Here is a 23,133-nt window from a genome sequence, read left to right as displayed (position 1 = left end):
GCCTCTAGTAGCGGTAGTGCTCGGGCTTGAACGGGCCCTCGACGTCGACGCCGATGTACTCCGCCTGCTCCTTCGTGAGCTTGCTGAGCGTGCCACCGAGCGCTTCGACGTGGATCTTCGCGACCTTCTCGTCGAGGTGCTTCGGGAGGCGGTACACCTCGTTGTCGTACTCCTCCGGCTTCGTCCACAGTTCGATCTGCGCGATCACCTGGTTGGAGAAGCTGTTGCTCATCACGAACGAGGGGTGTCCGGTGGCGTTGCCGAGGTTCAGCAGGCGGCCCTCGGACAGCACGATGATCGAGTGGCCGTCCTTGAATCGGAACTCGTCCACCTGCGGCTTGATGTTGATGCGGGTGACCTCGCCGGAACGCTCGAGGCCGGCCATGTCGATCTCGTTGTCGAAGTGGCCGATGTTGCCCAGGATGGCCTGGTGCTTCATCTGCTTCATGTGCTCGAACGTGATGATGTCCTTGTTGCCCGTGGACGTGATGACGATGTCGGCCCAGCCGATGGCCTGCTCGACCGTCTTCACCTCGAAGCCGTCCATCAGCGCCTGGAGGGCGTTGATGGGGTCGACCTCGGTGACCGCGACGCGGGCTCCCTGTCCGCGCAGAGCCTCCGCGCAACCCTTGCCGACGTCGCCGTAACCGCAGACGAGCGCAGCCTTGCCGCCGATCAGCACGTCGGTGCCGCGGTTGATGCCGTCGAGCAGCGAGTGCCGGGTGCCGTACTTGTTGTCGAACTTGCTCTTGGTGACCGAGTCGTTGACGTTGATGGCCGGGAACGTGAGCTCACCGGCGGCCGCGACCTGGTAGAGACGCAGGACACCGGTGGTGGTCTCCTCGGTGACGCCCTGGACCGACTGCGCAACCTTGGTCCACTTGGTCTTGTCCGCTTCGAGGGACTGACGCAACAGGGCGAGGAACACCTTGTACTCGTCGGAATCCTGCTCGTCGTCGGTGGGCGGCACGACGCCGGCTTTCTCGAACTGCGCGCCCTTGAGGACGAGCATCGTGGCGTCGCCGCCGTCGTCGAGGATCATGTTCGCGGGCTTGTCGGCGTCCGGCCAGGTGAGCATCTTCTCGGCGGCCCACCAGTACTCCTCGAGCGTCTCGCCCTTCCACGCGAAGACCGGGGTGCCCTGCGGCTCCTCGGGCGTGCCGTGCGGGCCGACGACGATCGCGGCGGCGGCGTGATCCTGCGTCGAGAAGATGTTGCACGAGGCCCAGCGGACCTCGGCGCCCAGAGCGGTGAGCGTCTCGATGAGGACGGCCGTCTGGATGGTCATGTGCAGCGAACCGGAAATGCGAGCGCCCTTGAGCGGCAGCACCTCTGCGTACTCGCGGCGAAGCGCCATCAGTCCCGGCATCTCGTGCTCGGCGAGCCGGATCTCCTTGCGGCCGAACTCGGCAAGCGAAAGGTCCGCCACCTTGAAATCGATCCCGTTTCGGCTCTCGGCCACGGGCGTGGTTGAAACTGAGGTCGTCATCTGCCTCTCCTGTTTGACTGCTGTTTCGGTCAAGGCTATCGGTACTGCGGCCCGAGGGTCACACTCACGTGAGGCTGCGCCGCGGGGCGGTCACTCCCGATCGGCCCCGTCGACCGCCTCGTCCACGAAAGGCCCCAGAAGAGCTCCCAGATCCTCGGCGACGTTGGCCTCGGATTCGGGTGGCATCGAGATGTAACTCATAGCGAGGCGCACGATGGCGCGGCTGAGAATCCCCGCGTCCGACGGGTTCGCCCGCACCCAGCACCGCTGGAAGACGTCGGCGAGCCGCCTGGACGCCCGCTCGATGATCGGCGCGCTCTCGGTCGTGATCAGACGCAGCAGATCGGGCTTGGTCTCGCCGCGCAGAAGTGATTGCACGAGCGGGTCGGACAGGCTGGCCGCGAAGAACGCGGTGAACCCGGAGAGCAGCGCGGCACGACCTTCCCCGACATTCGCCACGAGCGCCTCGTCGACGGCGTCGACCAGTTCGTCGGCCAGCCGGAGGGCGTACGCCTCCGCCAGCCCCTGCCGGGACTTGAACTCGTTGTAGAGCGTCTGCCTGCTCACCCCGGCGCCGGCCGCGACATCCGACATCGTGATGTCCGACCAGTCCTTCTCGAACAGGAGATCTCGCATCGCATCGAGTACCGACTGACGCAGCAGCAGGCGCGCAGCCTCCTGATAGGGCACCCGGACACGCGACGAAGTCATGGCCAAGACACTAGTGCCCGCTGCCTCCGGGGTACTCGCCCGGTACTGCCGCTCCGGCACCCGGACGTCGAATCCCGTTGCGTGTCAGACCTCGCCGCGGCTTCGTCTCTCCATCATCGAGTGGCGGCGGCTGTAGGCGAAGTAGATGATCACGCCGAGCGCCATCCACACGATGAACCGGATCCACGTCTCGACGGACAGATTCACCATCAACCACAGGCAGGCGAGGACGGCGAGGACGGGCACCCACGGGACCAGTGGGACACGAAATCCGCGGGGCAGGTCCGGTCGCGTCCGGCGCAGCACGATCACGCCGACCGACACGAGGACGAACGCGAACAGCGTTCCGATGTTGACCATCTCCTCGAGGGTGCCGATCGGGAAGATCCCCGCGAGCACCGCCACCACGACACCGACGAGCACGGTGATCCGAACGGGTGTGCCGTGCTTGCCGGTCGGCGCGAGCCGCCTCGGCATCAGTCCGTCGCGGGACATGGCGAACAGCACCCGGGTCTGCCCGAGCATCAGCACCATCACCACGGTGGTGAGGCCCGCGAGCGCACCGAACGAGATCAGGTTCTTCGCCCACGTGATCCCGTGGATGCCGAACGCGGTGGCCAGATTGGAACTGTCCCCGGCCAATTCGTGGTAGTCGACCATGCCGGTGAGCACCAGCGTCACCGCCACGTACAGGATCGTCACGATCAGCAGCGATCCCAGAATTCCGCGGGGCAGCGCCTTCTGCGGATCCTTCGTCTCCTCGGCGGTGGTGGCGACGATGTCGAAACCGATGAACGCGAAGAACACCAGGCTCGCCGCCGCCAGCAGGCCGTACCAGCCGAACGTGCTGCCGCCGGCGCCCGTGACGTAGGAGAACAGGGACTGGTGGATGCCCTCGCCCGTGCTGCCCGCCTCGGACGGGGGAATGTACGGGGAGTAGTTGTCGGTGTCGATGTAGAACGCGCCGACGACCACCACCACGAGCACCACGGCCACCTTGATCGAGGTGATCACGAGGGAGACCCGCGACGACAGCTTGGTGCCCGTCGCCAGCACGACGGTGATGATCGCGACGATGAGTACCGCACCCCAGTCGAACGTGACCGAGCCGATCTGCGCCACCGGCGTGTGGTTGCCGATCACCTCACCGAGATAGAGCGACCAGCCCTTGGCCACGACCGACGCGGCGAGCGCGAATTCGAGGATGAGGTCCCATCCGATGATCCACGCGATCAGTTCACCGAACGTCGCGTAGGAGAACGTGTACGCACTGCCCGCGACCGGAACGGTGGAGGCGAATTCGGCGTAGCAGAGCGCGGCGAGCCCGCACGCGATGGCGGCGATCACGAACGCCGCCGACACCGAGGGACCGGCGACGTTGCCTGCCGTGCGCGCGGTGAGCGTGAAGATGCCGGCACCGATGACCACGGCGACACCGAAGACGGTCAGGTCCCACGCCGTCAGATCCTTGCGGAGTTTGGTCTCCGGTTCGTCCGTGTCTCGGATCGACTGCTCGATCGACTTGGTGCGGAACAATCCGGTCGGCCTGCCGCCGAGGTGCGGTTCTCCGCTGCCTTTGTCCTGGATGGCCACATCAGCCTCCTCAATCGAAAGTTGCCGTTCAGCCTATGCCTTCGGTTGCCCGGAACAGGTCGGGTTCGATGTAGATGCGGCGAGCCGCGGGGACTGCGCCGCGCACTCGCGCCTCGGCCTCGTCGATGGCTTCGGCGACCGCGCTGATGTCCGCTCCGGCGGCCACGGCCACTTTCGCGGCCACGAGGATTTCCTCGGGTCCGAGGTACTGAGTCTTGCAATGGATGACGCGCTCGATCTTCTCGCCGTCGACGAGGGCTGCGAGAATGCGCGACTCCTCGTCGGCGGTGGCTCCTTCACCGATCAGCAGGCTCTGCATCTCGACGATGAGGATGATCGCGATGATTCCGAGCAGGGCGCCGATGCAGAGGGTGCCGACACCGTCCCACACCGGATCCCCGGTGAGCATCGTCAGTCCGACACCACCGAGCGCGAGAACCAGACCGACCAGTGCACCGGTGTCCTCGAGCAGCACGACGGGAAGCTCCGGGCTGCGCGACGTGCGAATGAATCCCCACCAGCTCGCTGTCCCCTTGAGGGGACGCGACTCCCGCACGGCGGTGAGGAAGCTGAACGTCTCGAGCCCGATGGCGATCACCAGGATGACCACCGCCACGAGGGGCGACGTGAGTTCCTCGGGGTGCTGGATCTTGTGGATGCCCTCGTAGATCGCGAACAGCGAACCGAGGCTGAACAACACGAGCGCGACGACGAACGAGTAGAAGTAGCGGCTACGCCCGTACCCGAACTGGTGCAGATCGTCTGCGGCGCGTTCGGCCTTCTTCTGGCCGAGCAGGAGCAGGCCCTGGTTGGAGGTATCGGCCACCGAGTGCACGGATTCCGCCAGCATGGACGACGAGCCGGTGATCAGGAAGCCGGCGAACTTGGCTACCGCGATACCGGCATTGGCGCCGAGCGCGGCGAGAATCGCCTTCTTTCCCCCATGAGCCGACAACTGACTTCTCCTCTCGGTCGCGCACGACCCTCACGACGGGCCGCGGAGCCCTTCTCGGATCGCAGGGCGGGTCACAGGCTACGCGATCGGCGGGCCGACCCTCGCACTGAACAACTGGGCACACTCGGTGCCCGCGGTCACCACCACTTCGGGGTCCTCGGCCGCGATCCAGACGGCGTTGCCCTGGGACAGTTCGAGGGCATCGGTTCCGCACCGCAACTCCACCGAACCCGAGGTGCACAGCAGAATATGCGGTCCCTCCGAGTCGAGCCGGTGCTCCGTAGGGCCGTCCGGTGACAGATCGATCCGCGCGAGAACGAATTCCGGCGCCGGCGTGGAGTACACGAATTCGCCACTGCCCGGGCGCTCTTGCGCCTCCAGTATCGGAATGTCGACGGTGTCGAAGTCGAGGACGCGCAGCAACTCCGGAACGTCCACGTGCTTGGGTGTGAGTCCCCCGCGCAGCACGTTGTCGGAGTTGGCCATGATCTCCACGGCCATTCCGTGCAGGTAGGCGTGGAGGTTGCCCGCGTCGAGGTACAGGCCCTGCCCCGGTTCGAGGGTGACCCGGTTCAGGAGGAGCGCGGCCAGCACCCCCGCGTCTCCCGGGTACACCTCACTCAATTCGAGGGCCGTGCGGATCTCCGCTGCGAACTCGCCGTCCTTCGTATTCGACAGATAGGCGACGCATCCGTCGAGCACCCTCGGCATCAGCGCGCCGAGCACCGGCTGCGGCAACGTGATCCACGTGGTGAACAGCGCGCGGAGACCGTCCGAGTCGGGTTGTCCGGCAATCAGGCCGACGTAGGGCTGCAGCTCCGGAACCGCGATCGCCTCGAGCAGCTTGACCGTCCGCTGAGGGTCCCGGAAACCGGCGAGCGCGTGGAACCGGCTGAGGGCCACGACGAGTTCGGGTTTGTGGCTGGCGTCCTTGTAGTTGCGCACCGAGGATTCGAGCGGGATTCCCGCCTCGTTCTCCCGGGCGAACCCCTCCCACGCCTGCTCGGTGCTCGGGTGGGCCTGCAACGACAGGGGTTCCTCCGACGCGAGCAACTTCAGCAGGAACGGGAGGCGATCGCCGAACGTCTCCACGCTCCGCTTGCCGAGCTGGCGTTCGGGTTCCGAGTGCACCAGGTCCAGAAGGGACCGGGGCCCCTCCTCGGTGAGGACGCGGGCGGGATCACCCGGGTGCGCGCCCAACCACAGTTCCGCCTCCGGATGCGCGGTGGGAACCGGAAGTCCACGCAGCTGTGCGATGGCTGTGCGCGATCCCCACGCGTAGGACCGGAGCGCACCTTCGAGTCGGTGCACTAGATACCGCCGATCAACTGGAGATACGCGGCAGTCATGTCGAGCCTGCCGACGAGAACCGCCGCCTGTTCCAGCTCGGGACGCTGCGATGGAACCTGGCCCTCGTCCGAGGATGCGACGACGAGGTCGACGTCGCCCAGGGCGGCGATCCTGCGTTCGACGAGCATACGATCGGCGTCGGCCGACAACACGAACGTGCGCACCGGGCTGGCCGAGGGCGGACCGTCCAACTCGGGATCGTGGAATATCGAGTCGTGCGCGGAGAGCGCCTGGTCGACACGGAACGTGCCCGCCGCGCTCAGAACGTCCGGAAGTTCCGACGCGGTCGCCACACGACCCGCGTGCAGCAGCGCCTCGGCGCCGTGCCGGGCCAGTTCCACCGTGCTCTCCGTGTCACCCGTGAGCACGATGCGGCGTCCCTGCATGCGGGAGGCCAACGATTTCGCGGGATTGTGGAACACCTCGCTGTTCGGCCTGTCACGCAGCGCCTCACCGTCGACGGCGTCGGCGATCTGCTCGAGGTCGGGAACCTCGTCGCCCCAGCGTTCCGAACCGACCACCCGAAGGACGGCCAGCAGTACGGCGAAGTACCGCAGCAGACCGTGCCGGGTGAGTGCCCGGACCCGCGGCGCGAACATGACGACCCGTCCGGCCGCCGCGGCCTGCAACGGCCCTTCGTCCGGCGCCGCCACCACCACTTCGGCGCCGCGGCGCACCGCCGCGTCGATGGCCTGCACGAGCCGGGGGTCGCCTGCGTCGTCGCCGGCCACCACCACCACGTCGAGCGGGCCCACCCACACGGGGGTCCGGGTGGCGCGCACCAGCGGGAAACCGATCCGTTCGGCGAGGACCGCCGTCAGGATCGCCGCCCCGCGGCTGGCACGCCCCGCGCCGGTCACCACCACCACGCTGCGCGGACGCAGCCCCTGCAGTCGTTCGAGAGCCCCCTCCTCGACCGCGGACCGGGTGGCCCGGATCTGGGCACCCCCCATGGCGGCGGACCGCAACACGCCCTCGGTGTCCGCCGCGACCAGTGCGTCCCCGTCGTCCAGATCGAACAGGGGCGTCGGCGCTGTCATGACACCGCACCCCCTTTCTTCGTCAGTGCAAGCCACATTCGCAACACGTGCAGAACCTGTAGTTCCAACTATGGCAGTCAGGCTCGGACGATGCCCAGTATCTCGGTAACGAGTGCATCTACCTCGGCCGCCGTCGCCGCCTCCACGTTGAGCCGCAGGAGCGGCTCGGTGTTGGAGGCCCGCAAGTTGAACCACGCACCGTCCGCGAGTTCGACCGTGACACCGTCGAGCCGGTCCACGACCGTGGTGCGGTCTGCGAACGCCGACAACACCGCGTCGGTCCTTTCGGCGGCGTCCGCGACGGTCGAGTTGATCTCTCCCGACGCCGCGTACCGCTCGTACTTCGCCATCAGCTCGGACAGCGGACGATCCTGCTCCCCCAGCGCCGCGAGAACATGCAGTCCGGCGAGCATCCCGGAGTCGGCGCCCCAGAAGTCGCGGAAGTAGTAGTGCGCGGAGTGCTCGCCGCCGAAGATCGCGCCCGTCTCGGCCATCTGCTGCTTGATGAACGAATGCCCCACCCGGGTGCGGACCGGGTGTCCGCCCAGCTCCGTCACCAGCTCGGGCACCGCGCGGGACGTGATGAGGTTGTGGATGACGGTGGCGCCGGGCTCCTTGGCCAGCTCCCGCTCCGCGACCAGGGCGGTGACGGCGGACGGCGACACGGGGTTGCCGAGCTCGTCGACCACGAAGCAGCGGTCGGCGTCGCCGTCGAAGGCCAGACCGATGTCGGCACCGGTCTCACGGACGTATCGCTGCAGATCCACGAGGTTCGCCGGGTCGAGCGGATTCGCCTCGTGGTTCGGGAACGTGCCGTCGAGCTCGAAGTACAGCGGCTCCAGCTTCACCGGCATCGGCTCGAACACCGCGGGAACGGTGTGCCCGCCCATGCCGTTGCCCGCGTCGACGGCCACCGTCAGCGGGCGGAGGTCGGACAGGCTCACCAGTCCGCGGACGAAGCTCGCGTACCGCTCGAGCACGTCCTCCTCGGACACCGCGCCGGGAGCGCCGTCGAACACCGGAACCCCGTCGATGACCTCGGCCGCGATCGTGGCGAGGCCCGTCTCCTGCCCCACCGGCTTCGCGCCTGCGCGGCACAGCTTGATGCCGTTGTACCTCGCCGGGTTGTGGCTCGCCGTGAACATCGCACCCGGGCAGTCGAACAGCCCCGACGCGAAATACAGCTGATCGGTGGACGCGAGACCGATGAGTACGACGTCCAGGCCCTGGGCGGTGACGCCGTCGGCGAATGCGCGGGCCAGTTCCGGGGACGACGCGCGCATGTCGTAGCCGATCACGACCTTCGTGGCGCTGTCCTCGCGAACGAGTCGTGCGAATGCGCCACCCACATCCTGCACGAACGCGGCGTCGATGTGTTCACCGACGACACCCCGCACGTCGTAAGCCTTGATCACGGCATGTACGGACTCGGCTGATCGCGCCACTTCTTGTTTCTCCTTTACGAGCACCAGTGCTGGCGCAAGCCTAATGCCTGCCCGTCGCGGGCACGGCACGCCGCGGGCCGCAGGCCCGGAAGCAGGCGGGGACGTCAGTTGGAAGGGTCGGGAAGTACCCGCAGGTGGCCGCGGCGACCGGTGCGCGCCGGGCCGGGCTGGGTGCCGGTCTCCGCGCGATCCTCGGTGGACACGGTCCGTTCGGACCGCCAGCGATCGCCGAGGCCCGCCTCCCGCACGGCCTCCGCCAGCGCGGTCAGGTCGTCCTCGTCCGGGGTACTCGACGAGAACCCACCCTCGTACCGAACCAGTTCCCAGCCCTTGGGTGCGGTGATCCTCGACGCGTGCGTTTCGCACAGATCCCACGAGTGCGGCTCGTCGACCGTGGCGAGCGGGCCGACGACGGCGGTGGAGTCGGAGTAGACGTACGTGAGCGTCGCGACAGCGGGGTTCTTACACCCGGGGCGGCAGCATCGACGCAGAGATCTCACAGCTAGGGAGCCTAGCCCCACGAAGGCCCGACACCTACTCGGACACACCGAGAGTGTGCGGCTGTCGTAATGTCCACACCATGTCCAGAGCACGACGCAGGCGTCCCGTGACCACCCGATCCGTCGACCGACGGGGACGGGGAATCCGCGGGTCCGTGTTCCCTCCGGACGCGCCGGCACGACGGAGCCGCGCAGAGAAGTTCGATCTGGTGGTGCTCGAGGCGTTCGCGCCGATCGACGCGCGCTGGCGCGAACGCCTGACGAAGCTGGACATCGCGGTCGACGAGGTCCCGAAGATTCATGCTCTCGACCCGGATTCGGTCAACTGGCCCGCCGAGGTCGTGGCGGACGGGCCCGTGCCACTGTCCCGACTGATCCCGGCCGGCATCGACCGGCACGGATCCACGACGCGGGCGCGAGTCGTCCTGTTCCGGCGACCGCTCGAACAGCGCGCCAAGGACCCGGACGATCTCACCGACCTGGTGCACGACGTGCTCGTACAGCAGGTGAGTACGTACCTCGGAGTCGAACCCGAGGTCATCGACCCGGATCTGCCGGGCGACGAAGACTGAACTAGACGATCCCCCGCTTCAGGCGCCGGCGCTCACGCTCCGACAAGCCACCCCAGATACCGAACCGCTCATCGTTGGCCAGTGCGTAGTCGAGGCATTCGTCCCGCACCTCACAGCCCAGGCAGATGCGCTTCGCTTCCCTGGTGGAGCCTCCCTTTTCGGGGAAGAAGGCCTCAGGGTCGGTCTGCGCACAGAGCGCGCGCTCCTGCCACTGATCCTCGATGGTCTCGAACAATTCGTCGAAACCGGTCACCAGACTCAACGCCGGGCGGGGGCCCGTCGTCTCGACTTCCTGTGCAACGAGTTCCGGCACAGAAATTACTTTCACACTGTCTTCTTGCACACTGGCTTCTTGAACACAGACTTCTTGAACACAGACGCCGTCCGCTGCGCCTGCTTCGGAATTGGTCTGCGGTTCGTCGCTTACTGTGCTCCAGCGAGTCTCCGACTCGATCTGCTCATTGGGCATCGTTCCGCCTCCTCACCTGTGATAGCGCAGAAAATTTCGATCGATCATGTACCCCGAACCGAACACCCCTGCCACCCGTTCGAACAACCGTTCGAATTGATCCCCGCTGCAAGCGATCCCACGCCCACAACGTCGGAATGACATATTTGTGATTAGACACGCCCAGCGTGTCGCGGTCAAGCTAACCGTTGAAAGTCGATTACTATTTCGCGCTCTCGATTCGCTCCGGGGAAGCAGCACACGGGAGGCGGGCGGCCACCGCCTAGGCTTGCACCGTGAACGTGACTGTATTGGTTGGCGGGGTGGGTGGGGCCCGGTTCCTGCAAGGCGTGCGGAGACTTCTGGGGGCCGATGCGCCCGGTGGTGGGGGCGCCGATTCCGCGCACCGGATCACTGCGGTGGTCAATGTCGGTGACGATGTGTGGATGCACGGGTTGCGGATCTGCCCGGACCTGGACACCTGCATGTACACCCTCGGCGGTGGTATCGACACCGAGCGTGGGTGGGGGCATGCCGGGGAAACCTGGAACGCCCGGGAGGAACTCGCCGCCTATGGTGCGAAACCGGATTGGTTCGGGCTCGGGGACCGGGACATCGCCACCCATCTGATCCGCACCCAGATGCTGCGGACGGGGTATCCGTTGTCGGCGGTGACCGAGGCGTTGTGCAACCGGTGGCAACCGGGTGTGAGCTTGCTGCCGGTGACCGATGATCGTAGTGAAACTCACGTCGTGATCACCGATCCCGAGGACGGGGAGCAGCGGGCGATCCATTTCCAGGAGTGGTGGGTGCGGTACCGCGCCCAGGTGCCGACGCACAGCTTCGCGCACATCGGCGCCGAGCAGGCCGCGCCGGCGCCGGGGGTGCTCGAGGCGATCGAGACTGCCGACATCGTGTTGCTGGCGCCGTCGAATCCGGTGGTCAGTGTGGGGGCGATCCTGGCGGTGCCGGGGATCCGGGGCGGCCTGCGCACCACCGCCGCGAAGGTGGTCGGGATTTCGCCGATCGTCGGCGGAAAACCGTTGCGGGGCATGGCCGACGAATGCCTCGACGTGATCGGGGTGGACACCTCGGCGGAGGCGATCGGCCGCTGGTACGGGGCCCGGTCCGGGACCGGGATCCTCGACGGCTGGCTGGTGCACGACACCGACACCGCGGAGGTCCCCGGGGTGCAGGTGCGGAGTGTGCCGCTGATCATGACCGACCCGGACGCCACCGCGGCGATGGCGCGGGCGGCGCTGGACGTGGCGGGGGTGACGTTGTGACCGAACCCGCGGGTGCGTCCGGGCTCGATCACGCCCCGGGCGGTGCGATCGAAATCCGGCCCATCGCGGGCCTGCCCGAGTTCCGGCCCGGCGACGACCTGGCGGCCGCGATCGTCGCGGCCGCGCCGTGGCTGGCCGAAGGCGACGTGCTGGTGGTCACCAGCAAGGTGTTCTCGAAGGTCGAGGGCCGGATCGTGTCCTCCCCGACCGACCCGGAGGAACGCGACGCGGCCCGCCGACGCCTCGTCGAGCAGGAAGCGGTCCGGATCGTGGCCCGCAAGGGCCGGACCCTGATCACCGAGAACCGGCTCGGGATCGTGCAGGCCGCGTCGGGGATCGACGGCTCGAACGTGGCGGGTTCCGAACTGGCGTTGCTGCCGGAGGATCCCGATGCCAGCGCCGCCGCCCTGCGCGAGGCGATCGAGGTGGCGTTGGGGGTGCGGGTGGCGGTGGTGGTCACCGACACCATGGGCCGGGCGTGGCGCAACGGTCAGATCGACGCCGCGATCGGTGCGGTCGGGTTGCCGGTGCTGCACGGGTACGCCGGGTCCCGCGACAGTCAGGGCAATGAACTGGTGGTGACGGAGGTGGCGGTCGCCGACGAGATCGCCGCCGCGGGCGATCTGGTCAAGGGCAAGCTCGGTGGGGTACCGGTCGCGGTGGTGCGGGGCCTGGATCTGGTCGACGACGGTTCGCGGGCACAAGATCTGATCCGCCGCGGCGCCGAGGACCTGTTCTGGCTCGGCACCGCCGAATCCGTCGAGCTGGGACGGGCGGAGGCGGTGCTGCTGCGCCGCTCGGTTCGCCACTTCGCGACCGACCCGGTCGACCCGGACGCGGTGCGGGCGTCGATCGCGGACGCGCTGACCGCGCCCGCCCCGCACCACACCCGACCGGTCCGGTTCGTGTGGATCCGCACCCGCACGGTCCGCGACGCACTGCTGACCCGGATGCGGGAGCAGTGGCGCACCGACCTGGCCGCCGACGCGATGAGCGCCGACGCGATCGACACACGGGTGGCCCGCGGCAACATCCTGCTCGACGCACCCGAGGTGATCATCCCGTTCTGCGTCCCCGACGGCGCCCACCACTACCCCGATCAGCGCCGGCGGGCGGCGGAGTCGACGATGTTCACCGTCGCGGTCGGTGCCGCGGTGCAGGGGCTGCTGGTGTCGTTGGCGACCAAGGGAATCGGCAGCTGCTGGATCGGGTCGACGATCTTCGCCCCGGACACCGTCCGCGGCACCCTCGACCTGCCCGCCGACTGGCAACCCCTCGGCGCGATCGCCGTCGGCCACCCCCTCGAACCACTGACCCCCCGACACGCCGCCGACCCCGGCGACGCCCTGATCGAGAGATGACCCACGCGCAATGAGCGCCGAATCACTGCACCGCACCGCGACCGCCGCACTCGAGGGCTGGAAGACGCTCGACGAGAACGACGAATCATTGCGGCACACCATGCTCGCGTTCCTCGCGTCGGCGCCGCTCGGGTGCCTGCGGGAGCACGCACCCGGACACATCACGGCGTCCTCCCTCGTCCTGGACGAGGGAGGATGTCACGTGCTCCTGACCCTGCACCCCAGGGTCGGCCGGTGGATCCAATTGGGCGGGCACTGCGAGCCTTCCGACGAGACCGTCGTCGACGCCGCGCTGCGGGAGGCGTGCGAGGAATCGGGAATTCCCGACCTCCGGATCGATCCCGACCTGCTGTCGGCGCACACCCACCCGATCACGTGCTCACTCGGACAACCCACCCGGCACCTGGATCTCCGCTTCCTCGTCCGCGCGCGGCCCGACGCCCACATCGTGCGCAGCTCCGAATCGACGGACCTCCGCTGGTGGCCGGTGGACGCACTGCCGCCGAACGCGGAGAAGTCCACGATCGACCAGCTCGTGCACCTGGCCGGACTGCGCTAGCGGCGCTGTTCCGACGTCGGGCGTTTCGCCGAGATACGGTCGCCGGGGGATGTTCCCCAGATCGCCGGGTCGGCGTAGCCGAGATCCCCCGAACGGGCCGCACGTTGCTCGGCAACCCGATCCGATCATCCGCGTAATCCGTTGGGACGCCTCGGGTCCGGATCGCCGATCCCTCCGTAAACGAATCGTCGGGCGCCACTTAGCGTGTGAAGCCGTGCGTCACTTCACCAGCGCTTCGGCGGAAGCCGGGCCCTTCATAGCCGGAGGTAGCCGATCAGAGTTGCGTGGTAGAGCCGGGACTGCACGACTCCCCCGGGATCAGGGCTGTTTCTGGTTGGTGATGTATGGGGCGACGTTTGATTGCGGGGTCTCTCCGGCGGAGGCAACGAAATACGATGGTGGCGAAGAGTGACTGCAGAGGTTTGCCCGGGTGTGGTCGGGGGAAATTGCTGTCGCGGATGCCGTGCCGAGACACCCTCGAGGCTGGTGCCAGAATTGACGGTTCAACTGTCGTGGGTCGTGGGTCGTGGATCGGCAGATGCACGTGATCGTGCTTCGCGTTGAACTCGGTCAGCGCCACACCGAACGCGTCACACACCTCTGCCATGATCTCCTCACAGCGGGTGAGCATCGGACGGGTGGTGAAGATCAAACTTGCCCCCACCGACGCGCAGGCGCATGCGCTGCACGACACGCTGATGTTGTGTAACACCGCCGCAGGCGTGGTGTCACGGGTCGCGCAAGCGAGCGAGGATTGCCGCGCGTTCGCCCTGCAGAAGGCCGTCTACCACCAGTTGAAGGCGTTGGGACTGTCGGCGCAACCGGCGGTCCGCACGATCAAGAAGGTCGCGGACGCCTACGCGACGCGGGGCGCGAACCTCGAGGCCGGTAATTATGGTCCGCGTGGCGGCAAACGCGCCACGGATATCGCCGCCGCGGCGATCGGGTTCCGGGCGTTGGCGGCGCAACCGTTCGACGATCGGTGCCTGTCCTGGAAACAGCAGGGCTCGACGATCAGTATCTGGACAAGCGAAGACCGACTCAAAGCGGTGCGGTACGTGTGCGCGCCGTGGCAGCGTGCACTCCTGGAACACTGTTGTGGTGAGACAGATCTCGTGTTCCGCGACAACATGTGGTTCCTCCACGCGACGGTCGACGTCCCGGCACCCGAACCGGTAGTGGTCGAGGAGTTCCTCGGCGTGGACCTGGGGATCGTGAACCTCGCGGTCACCTCCGATGACACCGCTGCGTCGGCGGACTGGTCCGGTGGGGCGGTCACCGCACGCCGCGGCAAGTACACGCGGACAAGGCGAACCGGATCACACAGGATCGGTTTGTGTGCCGGGTGTGTGGACATGTCGATCAGGCAGATCACAATGCCGCGTTGAACATCGCCTACCTGGGATACGCGAAGTACATGACCACGACGCACGGCTATTGGGCCGCCTAATCAACCGGCCTACGGTCGGCGCGCACCTGACAGCCAGTCGGGGACGCGACTGGCAAACCCGGCCCTTCAGGGCAGGGGTACGTTGATCTCTCACACGTCCGTGCTGAACCGGACCCCGCCGTCGGGCAACGTCACGCCCGGCCACACCCGGGCCCCGCGCAGGAGTTCGCACCGGGCGCCGATGTCCGCTCCGTCACCGATCACCGCGTCACGCACCAGAGCCCGCGGCCCGATGCGCGCGCCGAAACCGATGATGGACCGTTCGACGGTCGCTCCGGCCTCGACCACGGCGCCGTCGAACAGCACCGCGCCGTCGAGTCGCGCGCCCGCACCCACCTCGGCGCCGCGGCCGACTACGGTCCCGCCGATCAGCAGCGCGCCCGGGGCGACACCCGCGCCTGGGTGGACGAGCGATTCGCCGCGCGGTCCGTCGAGCGCAGGCGACGGAGCGATGCCGCGCACCAGGTCCGCGGAACCGCGCACGAAGTCCTCGGGGGTGCCCATGTCGCGCCAGTACGAGGAGTCGACGTGTCCGTAGATGCGGGCGTCCTCGGCCAGCAGCGACGGGAACACCTCGCGCTCCACCGACACCGGACGGCCCTCGGGGATCCGTTCGATGATCTCGCGCTTGAAGACGTAACAGCCGGCGTTGATCTGGTCGGTCGGCGGGTCCTGCGTCTTCTCCAGGAACGCGGTGACCCGGCCGTCGGCGTCGGTGGGCACGCAGCCGAACGCCCGCGGATCCCCCACTCGCACGAGGTGCAGGGTGACGTCGGCGTCCCGGTTCCGGTGGGTGTCGAGGATCGCGCCCAGGTCGGTACCGCCGAGAACGTCGCCGTTGAAGACCATGGCGTGGTCACCGCGCAGCTTCGGCAGAACGTTGCGGATGCCGCCACCGGTGCCGAGTGGTTCGGTCTCGGTGACGTAGTCGATCTCGAGCCCGAGCTTGGAACCGTCGCCGAAGTACTCCTCGAAGACCTCCGCCTTGAAGGACGTCCCGAGGACCACGTGCCTGATCCCGGCCGCCCCGATCCGCGCGAGCAGATGCTGGAGGAACGGCAGACCCGCCGTCGGCAGCATGGGTTTGGGCGCCGACAACGTCAGCGGGCGGAGCCTCGTTCCCTGACCGCCGACCAGCACCACTGCGTCGGTCGTCTTCTCAATTGCCATGAGTCGTTCCCCCCTCGTTCTGGTTCGTGCGTCGTTCCCGGACTGCGGCAGCCACGGCGATCTTCGACCGCACTGCCAATCCTCCCCGAAGTGCCCACCGAAGCGGCGCCTGCCACCAGTGGGGATGACGATCGGCCTGGAACCGGTACGCGCTCTGATGGTGAGCGGGCAGCATCAGTTCCGGATGCTTGCCCGCGGCGTGCCCCTTCGCGTGGGTGACCTCGGCGGAGGGCACGTACACGTTCAGCCACCCGGCCTTGCCCAGGCGGTCGCCGAGGTCGACGTCCTCCATGTACATGAAGTAGCGGGAATCGAAGCCGTTGATCGAGTCGAAGGCTGCGCGCCGCATCAGCAGGCACGAACCGGACAACCAGCCGACCGACCGCTCGCTGACCGTCTCGTTCTCCTGGCGGTAGCCGGCAGTCCACGGGTTGGACGGCCACACCGTGCCCAGAATCGCGTGCCCGGCACCCGACACGAGGTCGGGCACCTGGCGCGCCGACGGGTAGATGCTCCCGTCGGGTTCCAGAACGAGAGGTCCGAGCGCCCCCGCTCGCGGCCAGCGCTCGGCGGCCGCGAGTAGTACGTCGATCGATCCGGGCGCCCAGCGAACATCCGGATTGGCGATGACGACGAATTCGATCTCGTCGTCGATCTCCGCCACAGCCCTGTTGATGGCACCGCCGTAGCCGATGTTCCCGCCGGTGCGCAGCAGGCGCACGTGCTCGTGCGCCGCGTCCGCGGCCTCGGGGGCGCCGTCCGTCGATCCGTTGTCGGCCATCACGACCTGCGGATCTTCTTTCGTCGCCTCGGCGAGAGTGCCCAGGAACTGCTCCAGATGCTCACCTGGCGAAAAGGTCACCGTCACCACGGCCAGCTTCGAACTCACGCGGGCAAGCGTAGCCGTTGGGAGCAGGTCCGCCTCACACCGCTTCACGCACAGCCGCATGCAACGCGTCTCGCCACGGCCGCAACGGGGTCAGCCCGGCGTCGGCCCACGCGCGGCCGGACAGCACCGAGAACGCCGGTCGCGGGGCGGGCCGCACGAACTGGGCACTCGTGCACGGCCGGACTCGCTCCGGGTCCGCGCCTGCTTCCTCGAACACGGCGCGCGCGAGGTCGAACCAACTCGCCCGGCCCGAATTGGTGGCGTGCAGCACCGGCGCGTCGACGTCGCTGCGCCCCGCGAGTTCGAGCAGTGCATCGGCCAGGTCGCCGGCGAATGTGGGCGAGCCCACCTGATCGTCCACGACGTCGACCGTGTCACGTTCGCGCTCGAGCCGGAGCATGGTGGAGACGAAGTCGGAGCCGACCCCCGTGTAGACCCATGCTGTGCGCACGACGTGGGCGGACGGAAGCGCTGCGTGGACGGCGCGTTCGCCGGCGAGTTTGGTGCGTCCGTAGGCGGTCGCCGGACCCGTCGGGGCGTCCACCTCGTACGGCGTGTCGCCCTGCCCGGCAAAGACGTAGTCGGTGGAGACGTGAATCAGCCGGGCGGTGTCCTCGTCCGACTCCGCAGCGTCGACCGCCGTGTACGCCGCGCAGTTGATCACCACCGATCCGGGTTCGACCTGCTCGTTCACCGCGCCGGGGTCGGTGATGTCGAGCTCAGCGGACCCCACCCCCCGGGCGGGAATTCCCGTCGCCTCGGCTCGTCGGAGGAGGTGCCCACCCAGCTGTCCCCGGGCGCCGGTCACAAGGATCTTCGTCACGGGGGTCAGTCTGGCACGCCGATCGACGCCTCCCTGCTCCCGGCGCGTCGACCAGTAGCCTGGTTTCCGTGTCACACGAGCAACCCGCACCAGACGCACCCCCGAGCACGGCTCGGCGGCCGATTCACATCGCTGTGGCGGTGCTGTCGGTGCTCGCCCTCGTCGTGACGGGATTCGCCTGGCGGAGTATCGACTCGCTGCGCAACAATCTGGCAACCGCGGGCGGTCTGGGACTCGGCGGAAGCGCCGACGGCGCCGTCGACATCCTCATGGTCGGCACCGACAGCCGCACCGACGCCCACGGTAACCCCCTGTCCCAGGACGAACTCGACTCGCTTCGGGCCGGCGAGGAAGTGGCGTCCAACACCGACACCATCGTCCTCATCCGCGTGCCCAACGACGGGAGTTCCGCCACCGCCATCTCGATCCCCCGCGACTCCTACGTCGACGTGCCGGGCATCGGCATGTCGAAGATCAACGCCGCGTACGGGGCCACCAAGGAGACCGAGCGGCTCGAACTCGTCGAGGACGGCGCCACCGACGAGGAAGCCGAGGAGGAGTCGACGAAGGCCGGCCGCGAGGCGCTCATCCAATCGGTGGCCGACCTCACCGGGGTCACCGTCGACCACTACGCCGAGGTCGGGCTGCTCGGGTTCGTCCTCCTCACCAACGCCGTCGGCGGCGTCGACGTCTGCCTCAACGAACCGGTGGACGAGGACATGTCCGGCGCGCACTTCCCCGCCGGTGAGCAGACGTTGAAGGGTGCCGACGCACTGAGCTTCGTCCGCCAGCGCCACGACCTTCCCCGCGGCGACCTCGACCGCATCGTGCGTCAACAAGTGTTCATGGCCTCGCTCGTCGGCAAGGTGCTGTCCGCGAAGACACTCAGCGACCCCGGCAAGCTGAACGAACTCAGCGGCGCCGTGCAACGCTCGGTGGTGCTCGACGACGACTGGGACATCATCGAATTCGCCACCCAACTGCAGGACCTCGCCGGCGGCAAGGTGCAGTTCGAGACGATTCCGGTCGCGGATCTCAACGGCATGACCGATTACGGCGAGTCCATCGTCGAGGTCAAGCCGAAGGACGTGAAGAAGTACGTGGCCGGTCTCGTCGGCGAGGAGCCCACCGACTCGGAAGACACCACAACGTCCGAGACGCCCAAGATCGACGCCTCGACCGTCACCGTCGACGTCGCAAATGCCAGCGACGTCGGGGGCCTCGCGAACGGCGTCGCCGACGCCCTCACGTCGCTCGGCTACGGCCAGGGCGAGGTCGGCAACTACACAGGTCAGTCGGTGAGCGAGACCACCGTCTTCGCGCACTCCGCGGACGACGACAGCGCCAAGGCGGTCGCCGCAGCACTCGGCGGACTCCCCACCGACACCGACGCGACGCTGCCCGAAGGCTCGGTGCGGGTGGTGCTGTCGAGTGACTACCAGGGCCCGACGTCCGCCGAGACCACCGGCACCACCACGTCGTCCGAGTCCTCGGAGACCGGCCTCGAGCCCGCGTCCGCAGCAGGAACGACCCCCACCCCGGCACCGCCCGGCCCGCCCATCGATGCCGGCTCGTCGGGCCCGCGTTGTGTGAACTAGAAAACGAGAGACGGATCGTGTCCATGAACCATGCGTCCCGCACGCTGACCGACGCCCTGCTCGACCCCATCCTGAAGAACGACCCGGCCGGCCCGCGCGTCACGTTCTATGACGACGCGACCGGCGAACGGGTCGAACTCTCGGCCCTCACCCTCGCCAACTGGGCGGCCAAGACCGCCAACCTGCTGCGTGACGAGTTCGGCGTCGAGCCCGGCGCCCGCGTCGCGGTGCTCCTTCCCGCGCACTGGCAAACCGCCGCAGTTCTGCTCGGCGCATGGTGGGCCGGCGCCGAGGTCGTCCTCGAAGCCGATGCGGACGCCGAGATCGCACTCGTCTCGGCCCAGCACCTGGGCGACGTCGAGGACGTACCCGAGGTCGCGGCGCTGTCGCTGGACGCGTTCGGCAGGCCCGTCCCCGACCTCCCCGTCGGCATCACCGACTACGCCACGTCCGTGCGCGTCCACGGCGACCAGTTCCGGCCGACGGTCGCCGGACCCGCACTGGCGGGCAAGAGCGTCGACGACGTCCTCGCCGCAGCACTCGCCTCCGCCGAATCGCAGGGAATCACCGGGACCGACCGGGTGCTGTCCGAAGAGGCGTGGGACTCCCCCGACGCCCTGATCGACGGTCTGGTGGCGGTCTTCGCGGCCGGCGCGTCACTCGTGCAGGTCACCAACGCCGACGCCGCAGCCCGGTCGAGGCGCGTCGACACCGAGAAGATCACCCGTCAGCTCACCCGGTAGCCGCCGTCCGCGAGGCCCGCGGCGACCTCGAACCTGTTCCGGGCACCGCGGTGCCGCAACTCCTCGAACAGGTACCGCAGAGCGAAGGTCCACCCGTACGTAGCCCATTGGTCGGCGTGGACCGCTTCGTGTCGCACGAGCGATCTCGCCGGCTCCCGGCCGGTGAGAAATGCGCCGCCGATCGTCGTCCCGCCGCGCGCGTACCCACCCCGCATCCCGCTGCACACGAAGATGCCGAACTCGGCGTCGAACGCGATGCGCGCACCCCACAGCCGGGCATACGCCAACGCCAGCCGTGTGATCGCCGCGGACTGCGAGCTCCCCCGCGACGCTCGGATCATCGGCACACCGCGGCTGCGTTTCACAGGCGCAGGATAAGTGCTCGAGGCGACGTTCATCCACAACTTCTCGCCCATCCACAGACCAACCTGAAGTCTCAGTTCGCGCGCGGCAGGGATGACGCGCCCGCCACGATGCTGCCGATCATGACCGCACGCATTCGTACCCTGAAAGAACTCACCGACGCCGGATCCCCCGCAGCACCATCGCCGCCCTGTGCCGAAGTGGCAGCTACCACCGCGTGCTGCCCACGGTGTACTCCCTCGTCGAACCCGACACATACATCCGGTGCGCCGCCGTGTCGGCGTGGCGGCCGGCCGCGGTCCTGAGCCACCGCACCGCGGCCTGGCTCTACGGCTGGTTGCCCGAGCCGGCGGTCGTCGAGGCGACGATTCCCCGGGGCTGCGCGTCACGCCGCCGGACTGGCTTCGGCTGTTACCGCCGCGACCTCGCACCGCACACGGTGTCGATGGTGTCCCTTCTTCCGGCGGTGTCGCCCGCCCAGGCGCTCTTCGATTGCGCAGGCGTCATGCCCGAAGGAGACGTGGCCTCCCTCGTCGACAGCGAACTCGACCGGAGCGTCGGTCCGCACCGTGACCTCTGCGCCGCTCACCACGGCCGGCACGGCGCGCCCGCGGCACGACGGCTGTTAGGCCACGCTGCCTTCGGTCGCGAGCTCAGCCTTCGCGGTTTCCCGCTCGAGGCCAACCACCCGATCGGTCCGTACGTGGGTGATTTCGCCGACGAGCAGGCGCGGATCGTGGTCGAGGTCGACGGCCGCGAGTTCCACAGCGAGCCCGACGTGTTCCGGACCGACCGACGGCGTCAGAACTGGCTCGTCAGTGAGGGGTGGATGGTGCTCCGCTTCGCGGCCTACGACGTGCTGGCGCATCCCGATGTGGTCGCCGGCGAGATCTTCGATTCGGTGCGTCGACGGCGTCGCAGTCGGCGCCCGAAGTGAACTGAGCCGCCACTCCTTGCTCCCCCAGGGCTGGTTCAGCCCCGGAGCAGCGAAGAGTGGCGGCTCAGTTCGACGCGGTCAGCCCAGCAGCTTGTCGCGGAGTGCCTTGTCCTTGTCCAGGACCATCTTCTCGAGCCCGTCCTGGAACGCGACCATCTGCTGCTGCAGGGCGGGGTCGGAGGCGCCGAGGATGCGGACGGCGAGCAGGCCCGCGTTGCGGGCGCCACCGATGGACACGGTCGCGACGGGGACACCTGCGGGCATCTGCACGATCGAGAGCAGCGAGTCCATCCCGTCGAGGTATTTCAGCGGGACGGGCACACCGATGACGGGCAGTGGGGTGGCCGATGCCACCATGCCCGGCAGGTGTGCGGCGCCCCCGGCGCCGGCGATGATCACCTGGATGCCGCGGCCGGCCGCGTCCTTCGCGTAGTCGAGCATGCGCTGCGGTGTGCGGTGCGCGGACACGACACCGACCTCGAAACGCACCCCGAACTCGGCGAGCGCCTCGGCGGCGGCCTCCATGGTGGGCCAGTCGGAGTCGCTGCCCATGATGAGCCCGACCTGTGCGCCCTGCCGTGCTGCCGTGTCACTCACCGTGTACATCCCATCCGTCGGTCCATTCAGCGTGCGAGAGCCAGTGCGCGGCGCGCTCGGCGCGCTCGCGCACCCGCGCCACGTACTCGGGGTCGTCGATCGAGCCGGGTCCGCCGACGATGTTCACGTGGCCGATCTTCCGGTCCTCACGTTCCCCCTTGCCGTACAGGTGGATCTTTGCGTCGGGCATTCGGGCGAAGAGGTGGTGGACGCGTTCGTCCATGCTCATCTCGGGGGCCGTCGGTGCGCCGAGCACGTTCGCCATCACCGTGATCGGTGCGAGCGGTGCGGTGTCGCCGAGCGGGTAGTCGAGGACGGCGCGCAGGTGCTGCTCGAACTGTGAGGTGCGGGCGCCGTCCATGGTCCAGTGACCGGAGTTGTGCGGGCGCATCGCTAGTTCGTTGACGACGAGCGTGCCGTCGGTGGTTTCGAACAGTTCGACGGCCATCGCGCCGACCACTCCGAGTTCGGAAGCGATGCGGAGCGCCAGTTCCTCGGCGGCCTCGGCGACCGAGTCGGGCAGCGCCGGGGCGGGGGCGAGGACCACGGCGCACTGTCCGTGGCGTTGTACCGTCTCCACGACGGGCCACGTGGCGCCCTGACCGAACGGTGACCGCGCCACCATCGCGGACAGCTCACGCCGCATCTCGACCTTTTCCTCGACGATGAGGGAGACACCCTGGTCGAGTTGCTGGGTGACGATGCGCTCGGCTTCGTCGGAATCGTCGGTGATCCACACGCCACGACCGTCGTATCCGCCGCGGACGGCCTTGATCACGACAGGCCATCCGTGTTCGGCGCCGAACTTGACGACGTCCTCGGCCCAGGTCACCTCGGCATAGGCCGGGACAGGTGCGCCGAGTTCGGCGAGCTTGCGGCGCATCGCCAGCTTGTCCTGTGCGTAGATGAGCGCCGTCGGCGGCGGCTGCACGTTGACGCCCTCGGCGACCAGGACGTCGAGGTGCTCGGTGGGCACGTGCTCGTGGTCGAAGGTCAACGCGTGCGACCCGACCGCGGCTCTGCGGAGCGCGTCGAGGTCGGTGTGGCTGCCGAGGACGACGTCGGGGCTCACCTGGGCTGCGGGTTCGTCGGCGGTGCCGGAGAGCACCCGCAGGGTCTGGCCGAGCGCAATCGCGGCCTGGTGGGTCATCCGCGCGAGTTGGCCGCCACCGATCATCGTCACGACGGGTTGCCCGGCGGTCAGATCGCGGGGTGTCGTGGGACGCGGTGTGGAGTCAGAGTTGCCGGTCACGG

General features: G+C 68.2%; 25 protein-coding genes. 9 read left to right on the top strand and 16 right to left on the bottom strand.

What is annotated here, in order from left to right; genetic code table 11:
• Positions 1-4: 4 nt before the first annotated feature.
• From ahcY to RHA1_RS30875, 8 genes are all read right to left on the bottom strand, one after another.
• Positions 5-1,489, bottom strand: a complete 1,485-nt coding sequence (gene ahcY / locus RHA1_RS30910; protein ID WP_011598261.1) for an adenosylhomocysteinase — start codon at positions 1,487-1,489, stop codon at positions 5-7.
• A gap of 90 nt (positions 1,490-1,579) precedes the next feature.
• Positions 1,580-2,200, bottom strand: a complete 621-nt coding sequence (locus RHA1_RS30905; protein ID WP_016883174.1) for a TetR/AcrR family transcriptional regulator — start codon at positions 2,198-2,200, stop codon at positions 1,580-1,582.
• A gap of 84 nt (positions 2,201-2,284) precedes the next feature.
• Entirely contained in the window at positions 2,285-3,793 is a 1,509-nt protein-coding gene (locus tag RHA1_RS30900) for an amino acid permease (RefSeq protein WP_009479525.1), read from the bottom strand.
• Between the two features lie 28 nt (positions 3,794-3,821).
• Complete coding sequence (locus RHA1_RS30895; protein ID WP_011598259.1) at positions 3,822-4,748, bottom strand: cation diffusion facilitator family transporter; 927 nt, start codon at positions 4,746-4,748, stop codon at positions 3,822-3,824.
• A gap of 78 nt (positions 4,749-4,826) precedes the next feature.
• Positions 4,827-6,059 carry a mannose-6-phosphate isomerase, class I gene (gene manA, locus RHA1_RS30890; RefSeq protein ID WP_009479523.1) on the bottom strand — a complete coding sequence of 411 codons (1,233 nt, stop codon included), beginning with the start codon at positions 6,057-6,059 and terminating at the stop codon, positions 4,827-4,829.
• Positions 6,059-7,138, bottom strand: coding sequence for a hypothetical protein (locus tag RHA1_RS30885; protein WP_009479522.1), 1,080 nt, complete (start codon positions 7,136-7,138; stop codon positions 6,059-6,061). The genes manA and RHA1_RS30885 overlap by 1 nt, the downstream gene beginning before the upstream one ends.
• A gap of 77 nt (positions 7,139-7,215) precedes the next feature.
• A complete protein-coding gene (locus tag RHA1_RS30880) occupies positions 7,216-8,583 on the bottom strand; it encodes a phosphomannomutase/phosphoglucomutase (RefSeq protein ID WP_011598258.1) in 1,368 nt (455 codons plus the stop codon).
• 104 nt (positions 8,584-8,687) lie between these two features.
• The gene (locus tag RHA1_RS30875) at positions 8,688-9,083 is read right to left on the bottom strand and encodes a DUF3499 domain-containing protein (RefSeq protein WP_009479520.1); all 396 of its coding nucleotides are present in this window, start codon (positions 9,081-9,083) and stop codon (positions 8,688-8,690) included.
• 80 nt (positions 9,084-9,163) lie between these two features.
• On the opposite strand from RHA1_RS30875, the gene RHA1_RS30870 reads away from it, so the two are divergent.
• Positions 9,164-9,655 carry a metallopeptidase family protein gene (locus RHA1_RS30870; RefSeq protein WP_029539455.1) on the top strand — a complete coding sequence of 164 codons (492 nt, stop codon included), beginning with the start codon at positions 9,164-9,166 and terminating at the stop codon, positions 9,653-9,655.
• Between the two features lies 1 nt (position 9,656).
• On the opposite strand, the gene RHA1_RS30865 is transcribed toward RHA1_RS30870, so the two are convergent.
• Positions 9,657-9,917, bottom strand: coding sequence for a WhiB family transcriptional regulator (locus RHA1_RS30865; protein ID WP_166680705.1), 261 nt, complete (start codon positions 9,915-9,917; stop codon positions 9,657-9,659).
• Between the two features lie 482 nt (positions 9,918-10,399).
• Between RHA1_RS30865 and cofD the strand changes: the two genes are divergently transcribed.
• Genes cofD through RHA1_RS30850 form a run of 3 tightly spaced genes read left to right on the top strand, consistent with a single transcriptional unit; the run spans position 10,400 to position 13,309 of the window.
• Positions 10,400-11,389 carry a 2-phospho-L-lactate transferase gene (gene cofD, locus RHA1_RS30860; protein WP_029539457.1) on the top strand — a complete coding sequence of 330 codons (990 nt, stop codon included), beginning with the start codon at positions 10,400-10,402 and terminating at the stop codon, positions 11,387-11,389.
• Positions 11,386-12,750 carry a coenzyme F420-0:L-glutamate ligase gene (locus RHA1_RS30855; RefSeq protein WP_011598255.1) on the top strand — a complete coding sequence of 455 codons (1,365 nt, stop codon included), beginning with the start codon at positions 11,386-11,388 and terminating at the stop codon, positions 12,748-12,750. The genes cofD and RHA1_RS30855 overlap by 4 nt, the downstream gene beginning before the upstream one ends.
• Before the next feature lie 10 nt (positions 12,751-12,760).
• Entirely contained in the window at positions 12,761-13,309 is a 549-nt protein-coding gene (locus RHA1_RS30850) for an NUDIX hydrolase (RefSeq protein WP_005240029.1), read from the top strand.
• A 274-nt stretch (positions 13,310-13,583) separates the two neighbouring features.
• On the opposite strand, the gene RHA1_RS53665 is transcribed toward RHA1_RS30850, so the two are convergent.
• On the bottom strand, positions 13,584-13,916 hold the full coding sequence (locus tag RHA1_RS53665; RefSeq protein WP_167540957.1) for a hypothetical protein: 333 nt from the start codon (positions 13,914-13,916) through the stop codon (positions 13,584-13,586).
• Between RHA1_RS53665 and RHA1_RS30845 the strand changes: the two genes are divergently transcribed.
• Complete coding sequence (locus tag RHA1_RS30845; protein ID WP_050787430.1) at positions 13,915-14,697, top strand: transposase; 783 nt, start codon at positions 13,915-13,917, stop codon at positions 14,695-14,697. The two genes, RHA1_RS53665 and RHA1_RS30845, sit on opposite strands and share 2 nt — an antisense overlap.
• Positions 14,646-14,759: a hypothetical protein gene (locus RHA1_RS52095; protein ID WP_337461514.1), complete on the top strand. Its 114-nt coding sequence runs from the start codon at positions 14,646-14,648 to the stop codon at positions 14,757-14,759. Before RHA1_RS30845 ends, RHA1_RS52095 begins: the two co-directional genes overlap by 52 nt.
• Positions 14,760-14,849: 90 nt before the next feature.
• Here RHA1_RS52095 and manB read toward each other — a convergent pair whose 3' ends face one another.
• The 3 genes from manB to RHA1_RS30830 are packed head-to-tail and all read right to left on the bottom strand — an operon-like array spanning position 14,850 to position 17,641.
• Entirely contained in the window at positions 14,850-15,929 is a 1,080-nt protein-coding gene (gene manB, locus RHA1_RS30840; protein ID WP_009479513.1) for a mannose-1-phosphate guanylyltransferase ManB, read from the bottom strand.
• A complete protein-coding gene (locus tag RHA1_RS30835; protein WP_005264672.1) occupies positions 15,919-16,818 on the bottom strand; it encodes a glycosyltransferase family 2 protein in 900 nt (299 codons plus the stop codon). The genes manB and RHA1_RS30835 overlap by 11 nt, the downstream gene beginning before the upstream one ends.
• Before the next feature lie 34 nt (positions 16,819-16,852).
• Complete coding sequence (locus tag RHA1_RS30830) at positions 16,853-17,641, bottom strand: SDR family oxidoreductase (RefSeq protein WP_011598251.1); 789 nt, start codon at positions 17,639-17,641, stop codon at positions 16,853-16,855.
• A gap of 68 nt (positions 17,642-17,709) precedes the next feature.
• Here RHA1_RS30830 and RHA1_RS30825 point away from each other — a divergent pair, with 68 nt between their 5' ends.
• Both RHA1_RS30825 and RHA1_RS30820 read left to right on the top strand, forming a co-directional pair.
• On the top strand, positions 17,710-19,239 hold the full coding sequence (locus tag RHA1_RS30825; RefSeq protein ID WP_518525572.1) for an LCP family protein: 1,530 nt from the start codon (positions 17,710-17,712) through the stop codon (positions 19,237-19,239).
• Between the two features lie 23 nt (positions 19,240-19,262).
• The gene (locus tag RHA1_RS30820) at positions 19,263-19,982 is read left to right on the top strand and encodes a TIGR03089 family protein (protein ID WP_011598249.1); all 720 of its coding nucleotides are present in this window, start codon (positions 19,263-19,265) and stop codon (positions 19,980-19,982) included.
• On the opposite strand, the gene RHA1_RS30815 is transcribed toward RHA1_RS30820, so the two are convergent.
• Positions 19,967-20,380: a hypothetical protein gene (locus tag RHA1_RS30815; RefSeq protein WP_050787535.1), complete on the bottom strand. Its 414-nt coding sequence runs from the start codon at positions 20,378-20,380 to the stop codon at positions 19,967-19,969. The genes RHA1_RS30820 and RHA1_RS30815 overlap by 16 nt on opposite strands.
• A 182-nt stretch (positions 20,381-20,562) precedes the next feature.
• On the opposite strand from RHA1_RS30815, the gene RHA1_RS30810 reads away from it, so the two are divergent.
• Entirely contained in the window at positions 20,563-21,282 is a 720-nt protein-coding gene (locus RHA1_RS30810; RefSeq protein ID WP_011598247.1) for an endonuclease domain-containing protein, read from the top strand.
• Between the two features lie 78 nt (positions 21,283-21,360).
• Here RHA1_RS30810 and purE read toward each other — a convergent pair whose 3' ends face one another.
• Entirely contained in the window at positions 21,361-21,888 is a 528-nt protein-coding gene (purE, locus tag RHA1_RS30805; protein WP_005563291.1) for a 5-(carboxyamino)imidazole ribonucleotide mutase, read from the bottom strand.
• Positions 21,872-23,131, bottom strand: coding sequence for a 5-(carboxyamino)imidazole ribonucleotide synthase (locus RHA1_RS30800; RefSeq protein ID WP_009479505.1), 1,260 nt, complete (start codon positions 23,129-23,131; stop codon positions 21,872-21,874). The genes purE and RHA1_RS30800 overlap by 17 nt, the downstream gene beginning before the upstream one ends.
• Between the last annotated feature and the right edge of the window lie 2 nt (positions 23,132-23,133).

It is taken from the genome of Rhodococcus jostii RHA1 (assembly GCF_000014565.1).
Classification (GTDB): Bacteria; Actinomycetota; Actinomycetes; order Mycobacteriales; family Mycobacteriaceae; genus Rhodococcus_F; species Rhodococcus_F jostii_A.
The sequence above is the reverse complement of the archived record's forward strand: the minus strand, read 5'-3'. Positions and strand labels throughout refer to the sequence as shown.